This window comes from Chitinophaga oryziterrae (assembly GCF_009758125.1).
Taxonomy (GTDB): Bacteria; Bacteroidota; Bacteroidia; order Chitinophagales; family Chitinophagaceae; genus Chitinophaga; species Chitinophaga oryziterrae.
This window is the reverse complement of the sequence record NZ_WRXO01000014.1, coordinates 1-15,081: the sequence shown is the minus strand read 5'-3', so window position 1 is coordinate 15,081 and position 15,081 is coordinate 1. Positions and strand designations below refer to the sequence as shown.

Genomic DNA, 15,081 nt, shown 5'->3' with positions numbered 1-15,081 from the left:
TTATTTCACAACTTCAACCCATTTACCCGGAAGGAAAGCCTGTATGGTATTATCATACATTGCTTCGCAACTAACTGCCGGCAGATAATAACGACCCAGGTATGCTGCATTCAGCAATACATTATAGGTACGTGTTTTAGTTTCTTCGATGTTAAAGTAAGTATATACCCTGTCATCACGTACATCAATATACGTTAACGGAGAAGTCTGGAAGGAACTGTCGTTACCCATCATACGGGTATTGATAATTTCCCAGCCACTTGGGAAGATCTGCGTTAATGCCATCTGTTCATAATAGCCACGTTTACCCGGGTTATGAATGGTCACTGTTGCCATGAAATCTGATCCCTGACGAAGTGTAGCAGGGTCCAGTGGTTTGCCTTCGCGGGTGCTGTATTTTACCTGCATATCCAGTACTTCCGGATTGTTAGGAATGTTTGGTTCCTGACCGGCATCCGGGCGGCCCTGTAATATGAGACGGGTATACAGTACGTTCTGTCCTTTGTTCTGAATGCTGACAGTCCCTTCTGCGCTGACAGGTATCTGCATTACATAAGATGCGCTGGTAGCAGTACTGCTTTTACCATTGAGTGTATAACTGAAGTTCAGTTTACCGTTCTTGTTGTTACCGCAGTATTTGGCTACCGCTATCAGTGCATAGGCAGTGGTTTGTGTGCTGTACCAGCTTTCCTGTGACAGGTTTGCCGCAATCTGTTTCACCAGTTCGTTTGCACGATCGCGTTGTCCCAGCAGGGTCATTGTTTCCAGTATCATCGCCTTATCACGCAGGTCTGATCCGAATGTACCGCCCAGTTGTTTGTAAGGTTTGATATCCCCGGTTAATCCTTTCACTAAGCTGTTTGCTACTTCCGGTTGACCAGATAATTTATAGGCACATGCGAGTCGCCATTTAGCCGCTTCGGACAGATATTTGAATTCTTTCAGGCGGTTCATTGCACCCAGTTCAGGCACTTTAGCCAGCGCCAGCAGGTACAGACGATACGCCTGTGTAAGATCGCCACCGTAGAAATTAGTGGTAGAAGGCGCCCAGGTAGTCGCCTTATTGCGCTGGTATTTCTTCCACTGGTCCAGCATACCTGGAGGCAGTACATATCCTTTCGCCTGTGCTTCCAGCAGGAAGTTACCAGCGTAGTTGGTACCCCATTCATCCGACTGACCTTCACCAGGCCAGTAGCTTAATCCACCGTCTGAAGTCTGGAAGCCTTTTAAGCGGTTGATACCCGCTTTGATATTACGGTCTATGTTCGCCAGTTCACTTTCTTTCAGGTCCATCAGCTGGTTCAGCGCTAACTGAGGGAATACGCTGGAAGTGGTTTGTTCCACACAACCATGCGGATAATCTATCAGGTAGCTGAGGCGTTTGCCCAGGTTCAGGGACGGGATGCTGGACACTTCCAGCACACCCTTGTTGGTACCCGCCATACCTGCAGGTTTGTAGCCTGCGCTCCAGCTTTGACCAGCCTGTAAAGTAGCTTCCTGTACGGTAGTGATTACCGGGTTAGGGTTACGCACTTCCAGTTCGGTCTGCTCTTCTGCTTTAGCAGCGCCGCTGGTAGCTGTTACCTTCACTTTCGCGATACCTACCTGTGGTTTCACCCGTACATCAAAGTATACGATCTGTTCGCCGGGTTGAGAGAAGGTGACGGTTTTAGTACTTTCTCCCACTACTTCCAGCAATGCATTCGTGCTGAGGGTAACTTTAGCGGTTTTGATATTGTTTTCCAGTCCGAATACGGTAACCGGTAACTGTACAGTTTCAGAAGGGCCTAATACACGTGGCAGTGTAGTGAGCAGCATCAGTGGTTTTTTAACGGCCACTGTTTTTTCAGCAGAACCGTATGCACCATCTTCACCTGCTACTACCATTGCTTTTACGGAGCCAATGTAAGGAGGCAGTTTGAACTGGTGTGTTTGTTTACCACCTTTTGAGGAGAATGGCCCCATGAACAGTACGACAGGCTTAAAGCGGTTCGCTTTAGCAGTGCTGGCATTTCTGTTTAATCCTTCATCACCCCCTATACTTAATATACGTTCCATATCTGCACCGTATGCACCGATCACAAAGTCGAAGAGGTCCCAGGTTTTAACACCCAGAGCTTCACGTGCATAGAATGCGCTGTGCGGATCAGGTGTTTTGAAACGGGTAAGGTCCAGCAGACCTTCATCCACCAGGGCGATGGTGTAGGTCATTGGTTTACCTTTTGCTTCAGATACGGTGATACTTGCATTCTGTTCAGGCTCCAGTTTATCCTGCATGGTAATGACCGGTTGCAGGGTAGTGTTGGCGTCATCTACAGTAATTGGTATTACACCGTACATACGTATGGGCAAGTCGTTCAGTGTTTGTGCATGCGGTTGCAGCAGGCTCACGTTCACGTATATATTAGGCGCCATGTTCTTCTCCACTTTGAAGGAGAAGATGGTTTGTCCTTTTTTGGTATTTACCCAGAAGGTTTTGATCACTTTGCTTCCTGATTCAATGCTGATCAGTCCACGACCGCCTTCACTGCTTGGGATGGTAAGGTTTACATCTTCTCCAACGTTGTATTTCGTTTTATCTGATGTAAATACCAGCATGGCAGCTTCAGCAGGATTTTCTTTCTGCACTCTTTCTGCCCATCCGGGGTAATCTATATATACGGCCTGACCGCTGGTATGACCACTTTTCAGGTCTTTCACACGTACCAGGTATCTGCCCCAGTCCGGAGAGTTCACCTGGAGGTCCCAGCTGCCCTTACCATTGTTGAGGGAGATGGTTTCTTTCTTCAGCAGCTGATTGTAGCTGTCCTGTGTGAAGTTGCTGAACTCATTATCATCACCGTTTTCGTCCCACCACCAGCGCCAGCGGATCTTATAGAGTTCTACCTGTACTTCGCTATTCCCTTTTAACAGGTTACCGTTTTCATCCACGTTTACGATGCTTACAGGATGTGGCTGATCGGTCAGTAACATACCTGTCATGCGGTCGCCCTGCGGCATACGCAGACCCGCATAGGTAGCAAAAGGATTGTACGGCATGGAGAAGTGGTCGATACTGAAATCGCCACCTGGTTCAAATACTTTGATCTCGAAGTTTGCTTTTAATTGCCCTGGAGCGAGCTTACCTAATGGCAGGCTTACTTTAACAGGAGCCGCGCCATTGTCACCAAGGCTACCTTCAAAGATGGTTTTATTCTCAGCTTCGAAGTGGGTGATAGGATCATCGAAGTTGTAATCTTTAAATGTTTTGAAGCTGGTAGTCTGAGCCGTCAATGACACATCTACTTTAGCTTTCAGGTTTTGGGCCGTAGCGCCGAATAACCATTGAGCGCTGAGGGTACCGGTAGATTCATCCGTTTTAGATAAAGTAGTACGGGTACCGAAATCCAGCTTTACTTTCAGCCTGTTGGGCTTTACGGTTTCAATGCGCAGGTTTTTGGTAAATACGGCCCCGCCCACTTTCACTTTGGCAGTCCAGTTACCTGTCAGGTCATCAGGAGAAGTAGTGGTTGTAAAGCTGTAGAAACCATTTAATGACTGTAATGCATTGACGCGTTTGTATAACTGTCCTTTAGGGTTGTAAAGTTCTAAAGTAACCGGGTGGTTAGGAGGCAGTTTCTGTTGTTTATCTTCCAGGATGAAGGTGAGGAAAAGGGTATCTCCCGGGCGCCATACGCCGCGTTCACCGTAGAGGAATCCTTTGATACCGTTTTGTACTTCTTCACCTTTTACATCAAAGCGGCCTAATGGTAAAGAGTTGCCATCGTCCAGTTTGAGGTAACCTCTTTCGTCATCTTTTTTAGCGATGAGGATATAAGGTTTACGTTTCAGATCGAAGGTCGCCAAGCCATCTCCATCGCTTTTGGTTTTGAAGATCACCTGGTTCTGATAGTCGAGCAGTTCCAGTTCCACGCCCATTAAAGGTTTGGTATCACGTATATCCGTTACGGCTACCAGCATACTGTTATCATTACCACGTTTAGCGGTAAGGCCGATATTGGAAGCGATCACGTTACGGGAAGCCCATTTATCTTTATTATAGTATGAATTGGAGCAGGCATCCTCACGTTCATTCCATGAATAACCATAAGGATAGTAGCTGTCGTAGCGTTGCCAGAATCCATCATCCTCATCTATCTTATCACCATAATATTCTCTTTCTTCTCCCTCTTCATTATCTGTAACAGCAGCTTTATCGTCTTTGGCCACACATGTCTGTAAGGAATAAGATTTACGGAAGCCGATAGTAACGCGGTAGATAGCCCCTGGTTCTGTACGCAGCATCTGGTCCATATCCAGGAAGAAGCGGTTGCGTTTATGCAGGTTCAGGGATTTATCAGTATCCAGGCGGATGGTTTTTTCAACAACCGGTCTACCTACACGGCGCAGTTCCTGGCTACCGTCCAGGTTATTGCTTTGCAGGTATTGAGGGATATTGTTTTCGTATATTTTAATGATGGTAACGTCTACGGCACTCAGGTTGACCGCTTCGAAAGGCATTACCAGTTTATTGCTGGATGGTAAGATCACCCCTTTACCAGGGATGGTAACGGAAGGCTGGATGTTTTCGAAATCCACATTACCGGAGAAGTTTTTATCCAGGCGTTTATCGTAGATATTTATCACCCCTTCATTCACTACTACGCTAAAACTACCTTCCAGGCGTTTAGGCGCAAATACTTTCACTTCACTGCCTTCGATGGTATAACGGAGATCGCTTACGCCGCTGATACCTATGAGGCCATCCAGGTTTTGCGCTACGCTGATAGGATCGGAGAACTGTACGAGGAGATATTGTTCAGGATCGGAAACAGCCAGAATGTTCATCACCTTGAAGTCGGAGATGGCAGGTACTTCCACTGTTTTTTTGCCGGCCTGATCTACTTTCAGTGGTTTACCGTCCCAGCTCAGTTCTAATGAGCGGGCCGCTTCACCACGTACCAGGTTATCTATTGTGAACTTAGACGTTCTGTCTGTAGCGTTATGCTGCCAGGTGACGGGGACTGTTTTCCCTTCAAAGGTAGCGGTTAATACTTTTTCCACCTGTAAGGGATCTTCCACATCGGCGGTAGTTATTATACCGGAGAGGACCATCTTATTCGACGAGGTGTTATTAGCTGATTTCAGGCCGTTGTCCTCGATGGAATAATCAGGTTTCATTACTTTGAATTCGAAGTCGAGCTCTTTCAGATCGTCTTCTACTTTCATGACTTTACCCAGATTGAAGGTAGCAGTATAGGTTTTTTCCGGTATCAGGTTGGCATCCGGACGAAACTCTATGGTAGTAGCGTCGATCCAGTACGCTTTACCTTTAATGCTGGGGCTGAAGTCGAAGATGTCTTCGGAGACAGGTTCGTTTTGCGTATGGGTGACATTTGCATTTCCTGTAAGTTGTACGCGGATGGTACTCTGTTTGGAAATGACACCGGCCGTATAGGCTTCGATGTATTTGGCCATGGCCGGGTTCATTACTTTCCTGGTGTGTCTGCATGCTGTCAGGCATGACAGTACTAACAGACAACTGATGAAAATGACAATTCTTTTGGGATGCATGAGGCTTCTTGAATGCTGGTTAGGAAAAGAATAAAGGTAATTCAAATAATACAAAATGCTAATGTATAGATCTGCCCTTTTCCAGTTTAAGGACTTTTGTAACAGCAGAAGGAATTTCCTCCTGGTAATGTGTTACAAAGATGAGGGTAAGGTCCATTATATTGCACAGTGTATCAATGACTTGTTTAAAATGTTCTTTCTGTTGCACGTCCAGGCCCTGGCAGGGTTCATCAAAGATAAGCAGGGGAGGTTCTTTTACTAATGCACGAGCCAGTAAAGTAAGGCGTTGTACACTTTCCGGAACTCCTTTAAAGGGTAACTTCATATGGTCTGCTATGCCCAGGATATCCATCCAGCTGGCAGCATGTTCCAGTTGTTCCGGAGAGCCGGCGCGGGTACTGCCAATGATATCATAAAAGCCGGACACGACTACCTGCAGGCAGTTGCTGCCTGCTTTGAAGTACTGGTGCAGTTCGGGAGATACGAACCCTATTTTCCGTTTGATATCCCAGATGCTTTCCCCGCTGCCCCTTTTACGGTCGAAAAGGTAGAGCTCATTGGAATATGCCTGTGGGTTATCGCCGGTAATAAGACTGAGCAGGGTAGATTTCCCCGCACCGTTATGCCCCAGTAAAGCCCATTTTTCATTGGGTTTCACTATCCAGTTAACATCGTCCAATATCAAATGTTCGCCATACTGTACTTTTACCTGTTTCATGCGGATGATGGTATCGAACTGCGGGATAACGGGTTTAACGAGCGCCCTCAGCTTTTCTTCATCAATGTTTGTATGGATTTTCGTTTCCGGAATGGGGAGCGTAAGATATTCTTCCCGTATGTACTTTCCTGTTATTTGTCCCTCGTCGAGGGTCAGTACATGGGTAATATTTTCGGGGATTTCGGTAGGAGAGGTGACCAGTATGACGGTTGTCCCATTGTCTATGATCTTATTTACCATCTCACTAAAATCTTTCCTGGCCTGTATATCGAGTCCGGAGTAAGGATTATCCAGCATCAGTAATACGGGGTTTTGCAGGAGTGCTTTCGCGATCATTACACGGCGGGTTTCGCCGTTGGAGAGTTTAATCAGTTCTTTATTCAGCAGGGGAGCTATGCGCAATGGCTGTAATAAAGGGGTATCTCCGTCTCCTTCCAGGTATTCCCTTACAGTAGGAGCGTCTTCCGCATCCATGCTGTTGAAACGCTGCTGATAATAGAAATCGGTGGTTATATTAGACTTGTTCCTGAAAGCATGGTGATGTCCTATATGCGCTATCAGGTTGCGATAGCTGAAATAAGGGTCTGTGATGGTATGTTGCTGACGGTAAGTATCGGAGAAATGATAATGAATGCTGCCGTTGATGACATTGAATTTACCGGTGATGGTGTTTAATAAGGCGGATTTGCCGGAGCCTCCAGGGCCGGTGATGGCCCATTGTTCCCCTGTATTGATGGCCCAGTTTAACCCGGTGAATAATGTTTTATCCAGGTAACGAACGGTTATATGTTCCAGTGAAAGGAAAGGTGCGGCATGGTTCATCATCAGTTTCTCTCTATTTTTGCTAAATCCCGAAATATTGTCGCTAAATTATTATTAATTGCGGGTATTCATACTATAAATTATGCAATGGATCGTTAAGACATTCGAAGAATTGACCACTACAGAATTGTATGCTTTACTGCGTTTGCGGAGCGAGGTATTTGTGGTGGAGCAGGCATGTGCTTTTCAGGACATGGACGATACGGACCAGCTGGCGGTGCATGTGATGGGATATATTGATGATGAACTGGCAGCGTATACGCGGTTATTCGGACCGGGGATTAAGTATGTGTATGCGTCTATCGGCAGGGTGGTAACTTCCCCGAAGGTGCGTGGCAGTGGGGCAGGAAGGTTGCTGATGGAATATTCTATAGCTACTGTGGAAGAGCGTTTTGGGAAAGCCCCTATTAAGATTGGCGCCCAGCAGTATTTGCAGAAATTTTATACTTCGCTGGGTTTTGTGCAGAGTAGTGAGATGTATCTGGAAGATGGTATCCCACATATTGAAATGATCCGGGATTAGTCCGGATCATTCCTTTTTAGGTTTTTCCCGTGGTACGTGAATTTTCACTTTGTACAGCGGGATATAATATGAAACAGAGTATGTTACGTCGAACTGAGATCTTTTGCCGCCGCTGCCGAAGCCGGGTATGACTATTGGCTGGAATGCATCACTGGCGCTGTTGCTGACCATGATCTTTTCTCTCACTCCCCATCCCAGGAAGAAATTCTTCAGTACTTCTACCCTTAATCCAAACACCAGTTCTATCCAGTGGGCCGTCATGCTTGTTTGGGGATAGGACCCTGGAATTGTGCTGCTCCAGTAATCGCTATGCAACTTATAGACAGGCGCTTCGTAGGTGTTATGAGCAAAGCCGTAGCGGATACCACCGTATACCATATTTTTTTCCTCCGGATCCCTCTTTTTAAGGAAGTCATAATCCACTCCTACCGTTACATATTGACCGTTGCCTTTATAGGTGTAGTTGGTATCGCTGTGGGAAGTTTTGTTATAACCTAATTCGATAGCGCCATACAATCGTTTGTTTATCTGGGCATCTGCCTGTACGGTAATGTCTGTCCTGTAGGGCTGGAAGGCCTTCAGTACAAACCGGCTGATATCCAGTCCGATACGCAGGCCACCGCTGGTCGTATAGAGAAGACTGTCTTTTGATTTTGCCGGCAATGGTTTTGTTGCCAGTTTATGGGCAGTCGTGTCCCTTTTATGAGCAATGCTGTCAGCAAGGGGTTTAATCCGGATGCTGTCTTTTACCTGGGCCTGTGTGGTGATGGCCAGCAGCAGGCTAATAGATAAAAAATAGAGAAAGGTGCGTATCATTCGAACTGTTTACTTCCTTGTTGTTAATATGTATGGAGTCGATAGTATGATAAGTGGAAATGACGGTATCCAGGGTGAAGAATGTAGCGAAGCCGCAGCCGGCCGATACAAAGTTCGGTTTCCTGGTATAGCGGAATGTAAGAGTATCCGGTGTTTTGGTAGAATCCAGTTTCAGATAAAAACGGGAAGTATCTGATAGTGGTGATAATGATATGAATACACTGGAGCGTGGAACACTACTGAGGATGGTATCTTTACCCAGGGCCATCAGGGTTACTTTGGGCCAGATGGTGTCTTTATTGATATAGCCATTCAGTGAATCCTTTTTAAAGTTGATGCCCAGATCTGCGAGGAGGGTCTGGTCGCAGGTCTTTGTTTCATCTTCGCAGGCTGCAAACGCTGTTAGTAATAGTATTAGAACAATATATCTCATGCTTGAATATTAATCATTTACGGGCATCGGATGGTCCGTTTTCCGGGCAAAGGTAATCATAATGTAAAAGGCTCCGCAAATCTACGGAGCCTTTAGAAGATTTTATGATTCAAGTTCTTTTTTAAGGAAGCGGGCTGTATGACTGTCTTTACATTCGCTCACTACTTCGGGAGTACCGGTGCAAAGGATGGTACCACCACCTCCGCCACCTTCGGGGCCAAGGTCAACGATGTAATCTGCCATCTTGATAACATCCAGGTTATGTTCTATCACCAGGACGGTATTGCCACGGTCTACCAGTTTATTCAGCACATTTAGCAGCAGCTGTATATCCTGGAAGTGAAGGCCGGTAGTGGGTTCGTCTAAAATATAGATCGTTTTGCCGGTATCTTTTTTAGACAGTTCCGTTGCCAGTTTCACACGTTGTGCCTCACCACCGGAGAGGGTAACGGCTGATTGTCCCAGGGTAATGTATCCCAGTCCAACATCCTGTAAGGTCTTTACCTTACGGTAAATGAAGTTTACCGGCTGGAAGAATTCCACGGCTTCATCTACGGTCATATCGAGTACGTCGGAGATGGATTTGCCTTTATAGCGGATTTCCAGGGTTTCCCTGTTATAACGTCTGCCGTTACATTTTTCACACTTTACGTATACATCCGGCAGGAAGTTCATTTCTATTACTCTCATGCCACCACCTTCACACACTTCACAGCGGCCGCTTTTCACATTGAAGGAGAATCGTCCGGCAGCATATCCGCGGATCTTGGCTTCCGGTACCTGGGAGAAGAGGGTACGTATATCGGTAAAGAATCCGCAGTAGGTAGCCGGGTTGCTACGGGGCGTACGCCCGATGGGCGACTGATCAATCTCAATTACTTTATCTAAATTTTCCAGGCCCTTGATGCTTTTGTAAGGCATAGGGACCATTTTGGAATCGTAGGCATGTTTGCTGAGGATCGGGTACAGCGTTTCGTTGATCAGGGTAGATTTACCACTTCCAGAAACGCCTGTCACGCAGATGAAGGTTCCCAGGGGGAATTTCACGCTTACATTTTTCAGGTTGTTGCCGGTAGCGCCTTTCAGTTCCAGGAATTTACCGTTGCCCTTGCGTCTTTCTTCAGGGACCGGTGTTACCAGAGAACCGTTCAGATATCCCGCGGTAGGTGTTTTTAACTTTAATATCTGGGCAGGAGTGCCTTGTGCAATGATCTGTCCACCGTGAACGCCCGCACCCGGGCCAACGTCTATCAGATGATCTGCATGCAGCATGATATCTTTATCATGTTCCACTACGATCACGGTATTGCCCATTTCTTTTAAGTTACGGAGTGCCTGTATCAGCTGCATATTATCGCGCTGATGGAGTCCTATACTTGGCTCATCCAGGATATAGGTGATCCCCATTAGCTGGGAACCTATCTGAGTGGCCAGGCGGATACGCTGACTTTCCCCGCCGCTTAAAGAGCGGGTAGCGCGGTAGAGTGTGAGGTAGTTTAAACCTACGCCCAGTAAGAATCCCAGTCGTTCGCGGATTTCTTTGAGGATATCTTTGGCGATGGTGTTCTGTTTCTTATCCAGTCGTTTTTCGATGTCATTGAACCAGGCCAGGAGTTTATCCAGGTCCATCTCACCCAGTTCGGCGATGTTCTTTTCATCTACCTTAAAATAGAGGCTTTCTTTTTTAAGACGGGTGCCATTACATTCCGGGCAGGTATTGAGTTTCATGAAACCTTCCGCCCAGTTGCGGACAGCTTCCGAAGAAGTATCATTGAAGAAGCGGCGCACGGTATTGATGACCCCTTCATATTCTGTGGAGTAGGTAGGTTCCCCGTCTTCTTCGAAGCCCATATCCATTTCCAGCTTCCCGTTCTCATCGCCGAACAGCAGCAGGTTTAAAGATTTCTGCGGGATATCGGAGAGAGGAGCGGTGAGGGAGAATTTGAATTTCTTTGCCAGCTGCTGTACCTGTTTAAAGGTAAAGGTATCGCGGGCTTCCCCTAAAGGGGCCAGGCCGCCTTCATTGATAGAGCGGGAATAATCCGGTATCACCTCATCCATATCTATCTGGTAGATAGTACCAAGCCCTTTACAGCGTGGGCAGGCGCCGTATGGAGAGTTAAAGGAGAATGTGTTGGGAGATGGTTCCTCGTAGGAGATACCGGTATCCTCACACATCAGTTGTTTACTGTACTGATTGATTTTGTTGCTGTCGTTATCCATGATAAAGAGCAGCCCTTTACCCATCTGCAGGGCTTTCTGCACACTCTGACTGATTCTTGTACGGGCATCCTCCAATACCTGTACTCTGTCTACCACCAATTCTATATCATGAATCTTGTAGCGGTCGACCTGCATGCGTTCTTTCAGGTCGAGTATCTCCCCGTTCACTCTTACTTTCAGGTAGCCTTGTTTGCGTAGTTGTTCGAACAGTTCGCGGTAATGACCTTTACGTCCACGGATCAATGGAGCCAGGATGACCAGTTTCTTTTTAGGGAAATTTTTGAACACATGGTCCAGGATCTCTTCTTCGGAGAAGCGGGTCATGCGTTTGTTGGTATTATATGAATAAGCCTGACCTACGCGGGCGTAGAGGAGGCGGAGGAAGTCATATATTTCCGTGATGGTACCTACAGTAGAGCGGGGATTTTTGTTGGTCGTTTTCTGTTCGATGGAGATAACGGGCGATAGGCCGGTAATCTTATCAACATCGGGTCTTTCCATGTCGCCGATAAACTGGCGGGCATAAGCGGAAAAACTTTCCATGTAGCGTCTTTGTCCCTCTGCATAAATGGTGTCAAAAGCGAGCGATGATTTACCGCTTCCGCTGATGCCGGTGATGACAACCAATTTATTTTTAGGTAACTGAATATCCAGGTTTTTCAGGTTATGAACCCGGGCACCAAACACTTCTATATGATCATCTGCTGGTATGAGTACGGGTTCCGGCGTAGTTACATTCTCTTTCTTCTTTGCCATATTAGTAGTAAAAAGGCGTGGTTGGCCACGAACTAATTTAGACTACTAAACTACGCCATAATTAGCGAGTACTAAAATTTTTAGTGAAATAAAAAAGCGGATCACAGTTGTGATCCGCTTCTATAATATAACCAGTGGGTTATGCCTGGAATTTCTTGAATATTACGATAGCGTTGTGTCCGCCGAAGCCAAAAGTATTGCTCATCGCTACGTTGACGTTACGTTCCTGCGCCTTACCGAGGGTAAGGTTGAGGTTAGTAGGAATACCTTCTCCCAGTTCACCGGTGTTGATGGTAGGAGGGATGATATCGTGCAGTGTTGACTTGATACAGGTAATGGCCTCGATGGCGCCGGCAGCTCCTAACAGATGGCCTGTCATGGATTTGGTGGCGCTGATGTTTAGTTTAGTTACGTAGTCGCCGAATACGCCGGTGATACCTTTCAGTTCACTGACGTCGCCCAGAGGGGTGGAGGTAGCGTGTGCGTTGATATAATCTACATCTTCCGGCTTCAGTTCAGCATCTTCCAGCGCTCTCTGCATACCCAGGCGGGCGCCGAGGCCTTCCGGATGAGTAGCGGTAAGGTGATAAGCATCTGCGGTCATAGCGCCGCCTACCATTTCTGCGTAGATGGTAGCACCTCTTTTCACAGCATGTTCATATTCTTCCAGGATGATAGCACCAGCACCTTCGCCCATTACGAAACCATCGCGGGTGATATCGAAAGGACGGGAAGCATGAGTAGGGTCTTCATTGCGGGTAGACAGTGCCTTGAGGGCATTGAAACCGGCAATACCTGCGCGGGTGATAGGCGCTTCTGAACCACCGGCTACGATGGCATTGGCTTTACCCAGGCGGATGAAGTTGAAAGCATCCACCAGTGCGCTGCTTGAAGAAGCGCAGGCAGATACGGTGCAATAATTTACGCCCATGAAACCATATTTCATGGATATTTGCCCTGCGGCGATATCGGAGATCAGTTTGGGAATGAAGAAAGGATTGAACTTAGGAACGAAGTTGGCATTTGCAAATTCGATGATCTGGTCTTCGAAGGTTTGCATACCGCCGTTACCGGAAGCCCAGATAACACCCACCATGGTTTTATCTACACCATCCAGGTGAAGTCCTGCATTTTCTACAGCCTCCTGAGCAGCCACCATTGCATATTGGGTGAACATGTCCATTTTACGGGCTTCCTTCTTCTCCATGAAGTCTTCTATATTAAAACCCTTGAGTTCGCATGCGAACTTGGTTTTAAACTCAGTGATATCGAAACGTGTAATTGGGCCGGCACCACTGGTGCCTGTTTTCAGATTATTCCAGAAAGTGTTTACATCATTTCCGATAGGCGTTAAGGCCCCAAGCCCGGTAACCACAACCCTTTTTAATGTAACAGTGCGCATATTGCTTTGACTTTAAAATCGAAAGTTAGAGCGCAAATTTAGTCACTTATTCTTATGATTACGCATATTCATAAGAATTATGTGTTATATAAATTTCTGGGATATAGTTTTTTCGTGTCTTTATTGCTGTTAAAGCGGGTTTAGATGTTTTGTGAGGAGTTAAAGGCTTTCATTACAGCTATTTATAATGTTGTATAGATGGAGATTGTTTCGGAAGATTTTTAAATACATGAAATTGCTTTTGGTTAATTCTAAATAATTACTATTTTTGCAACCCCGAATGGGACGGGGAGAGATGCCTGAGTGGCCGAAAGGAACGGTTTGCTAAACCGTCGTAGGGTGAAAACTTTACCGAGGGTTCGAATCCCTCTCTCTCCGCTAAGAGGGACAAATCATCACAAGTATGATTTGTCCCTTTTTCTTTGCCCGATAGTTCCCTTTGCAGGTGCGCCATCTGGGCGAAAACAACATTTACTTTCCCGGTTCGAAATGCGTCATTTTTACGATCATAGACAATTCCTTCAGGGAAGAGTAACTTTTGTAGTTTCTCTTTCATGGTCGTGTCGCTGGAATGCCATACTGTGCTTAGTTTGGTAGATAAATTAATGGCAGCAGCTATCTTTTCTTCCAGGTTCGAAATGCTACATTCCGTTTTTTCAAGTTCCTTCTTAATTGCTTCCAGCTCCTCATTGTATTTTGCAGAGAATTTATCAAAGTCGTCCTCATTCATTTTATTGAGCCCATAGTACTTCTCTTTTATATTGTCTATCTTTTTCTCTATTTCTGCCAGCTGGACTTTTAGGATTTTATGCTGTGTTGCGTTCTCCTTCGTCATTTCATGGTAGGAGTCAACCATTGCTAATTGCAGGGATTCTGCAAATTCTTCCCTTACCTCAAATTGACTTAACAAGTCAGCAAACAGGTTATGCATAGTCTTAGCGCTTTTATTGCATTTACAGCCGGTTGTCCGGCATTTGTAGTACCATAGATTCTTTCCCTTCACCACATAGCCTGTAAAAGGCTGGTTGCAGGCATCACATTTGATAAATACCTTTAGCGGCACTTCGTCCTGTTCTTTTTTATGAGGTACGCCGTAACCGGTATTTTGCTCGTTAATGTCATTGACCTTTAAGAAGACCTCCCGGCTGACCAGCTTTTCATGTGTTCCTTCCACGATCTCTCCCTCTAACAATCCATGATTGATCAATCCACAATAAAATGGTCTTTTAAAGATTTTGGTAAGTTGTTGTTTATACATAGGGATGCCCATTGTCTTTAATTTTTCCAGGATCTCCTCGTTTTTCATTCCTCCTGCTTTCCACATAAAAGCCTTACGGAGCTTTTTACCAGTTTCGTTCACCACCAGCCTGCGCTCATTGTTTACTCTTACAATATCATATCCCTGTGGCGGTCTGGTAATCCAGATGCCTTTCTCAAATTTAGCCTTCATGCCAGTGATAGCTCTTAGCCTGCGCATCTGGTTATCATGGTGGCTGAAAATGAGCTGCACATCCTGTTGCAATACACCACTTGGGGAGCTGGTATCCGCTGGTTGCGTCACTGCGTCTACCAATACGCCGTATTCTTCCCGCAGATCATCTTTTAGTTTGATAGCAGCTCCTCCGGTACGGGAAAACCTGTCCAGTGCATAGACATAAATATACCTGACCTTCCCCCGGTTCTTTTTAATGTAGTCCAGCATTCGCTGGAACTCTTTACGGCCATCTGTCTTAGCACTTTCATGAGAACCGCCAAAGTAGGCGACTATCGGCACTTTATTCCGTTCACTATACTGGTCTATCGTTTTCCGCTGGGTTTCCAGGCTGAGATTATTA

The 15,081-nt window shown here is 46.1% G+C and carries 7 protein-coding genes, 1 tRNA gene and 1 pseudogene; 2 read left to right on the top strand and 7 right to left on the bottom strand.

Going from position 1 to position 15,081, the window contains the following annotated elements; genetic code table 11:
* Entirely contained in the window at window positions 1–5,553 is a 5,553-nt protein-coding gene (locus GO495_RS30340; protein ID WP_157303713.1) for an alpha-2-macroglobulin family protein, read from the bottom strand.
* 58 nt (window positions 5,554–5,611) lie between these two features.
* Complete coding sequence (locus GO495_RS30335; protein WP_157303712.1) at window positions 5,612–7,096, bottom strand: ATP-binding cassette domain-containing protein; 1,485 nt, start codon at window positions 7,094–7,096, stop codon at window positions 5,612–5,614.
* Between the two features lie 79 nt (window positions 7,097–7,175).
* On the opposite strand from GO495_RS30335, the gene GO495_RS30330 reads away from it, so the two are divergent.
* Complete coding sequence (locus GO495_RS30330; protein ID WP_157303711.1) at window positions 7,176–7,616, top strand: GNAT family N-acetyltransferase; 441 nt, start codon at window positions 7,176–7,178, stop codon at window positions 7,614–7,616.
* A 6-nt stretch (window positions 7,617–7,622) separates the two neighbouring features.
* Here GO495_RS30330 and GO495_RS30325 read toward each other — a convergent pair whose 3' ends face one another.
* From GO495_RS30325 to fabF, 4 genes are all read right to left on the bottom strand, one after another.
* Entirely contained in the window at window positions 7,623–8,432 is an 810-nt protein-coding gene (locus GO495_RS30325; RefSeq protein WP_157303710.1) for a DUF6048 family protein, read from the bottom strand.
* Window positions 8,398–8,865 (bottom strand): DUF6452 family protein, encoded by a 468-nt coding sequence (locus GO495_RS30320; protein ID WP_157303709.1) that lies wholly within the window; start codon window positions 8,863–8,865, stop codon window positions 8,398–8,400. Before GO495_RS30320 ends, GO495_RS30325 begins: the two co-directional genes overlap by 35 nt.
* Window positions 8,866–8,967: 102 nt before the next feature.
* A complete protein-coding gene (uvrA, locus tag GO495_RS30315; RefSeq protein ID WP_157303708.1) occupies window positions 8,968–11,844 on the bottom strand; it encodes an excinuclease ABC subunit UvrA in 2,877 nt (958 codons plus the stop codon).
* 139 nt (window positions 11,845–11,983) lie between these two features.
* Window positions 11,984–13,246, bottom strand: a complete 1,263-nt coding sequence (gene fabF, locus GO495_RS30310; RefSeq protein WP_157303707.1) for a beta-ketoacyl-ACP synthase II — start codon at window positions 13,244–13,246, stop codon at window positions 11,984–11,986.
* Window positions 13,247–13,535: 289 nt separating this feature from the next.
* On the opposite strand from fabF, the gene GO495_RS30305 reads away from it, so the two are divergent.
* Window positions 13,536–13,624: transfer RNA gene (locus tag GO495_RS30305), tRNA-Ser, on the top strand.
* A gap of 736 nt (window positions 13,625–14,360) precedes the next feature.
* On the opposite strand, the pseudogene GO495_RS32790 reads toward GO495_RS30305, so the two are convergent.
* A pseudogene (locus GO495_RS32790) lies at window positions 14,361–15,068 on the bottom strand (recombinase family protein); the annotation flags it as partial.
* Between the last annotated feature and the right edge of the window lie 13 nt (window positions 15,069–15,081).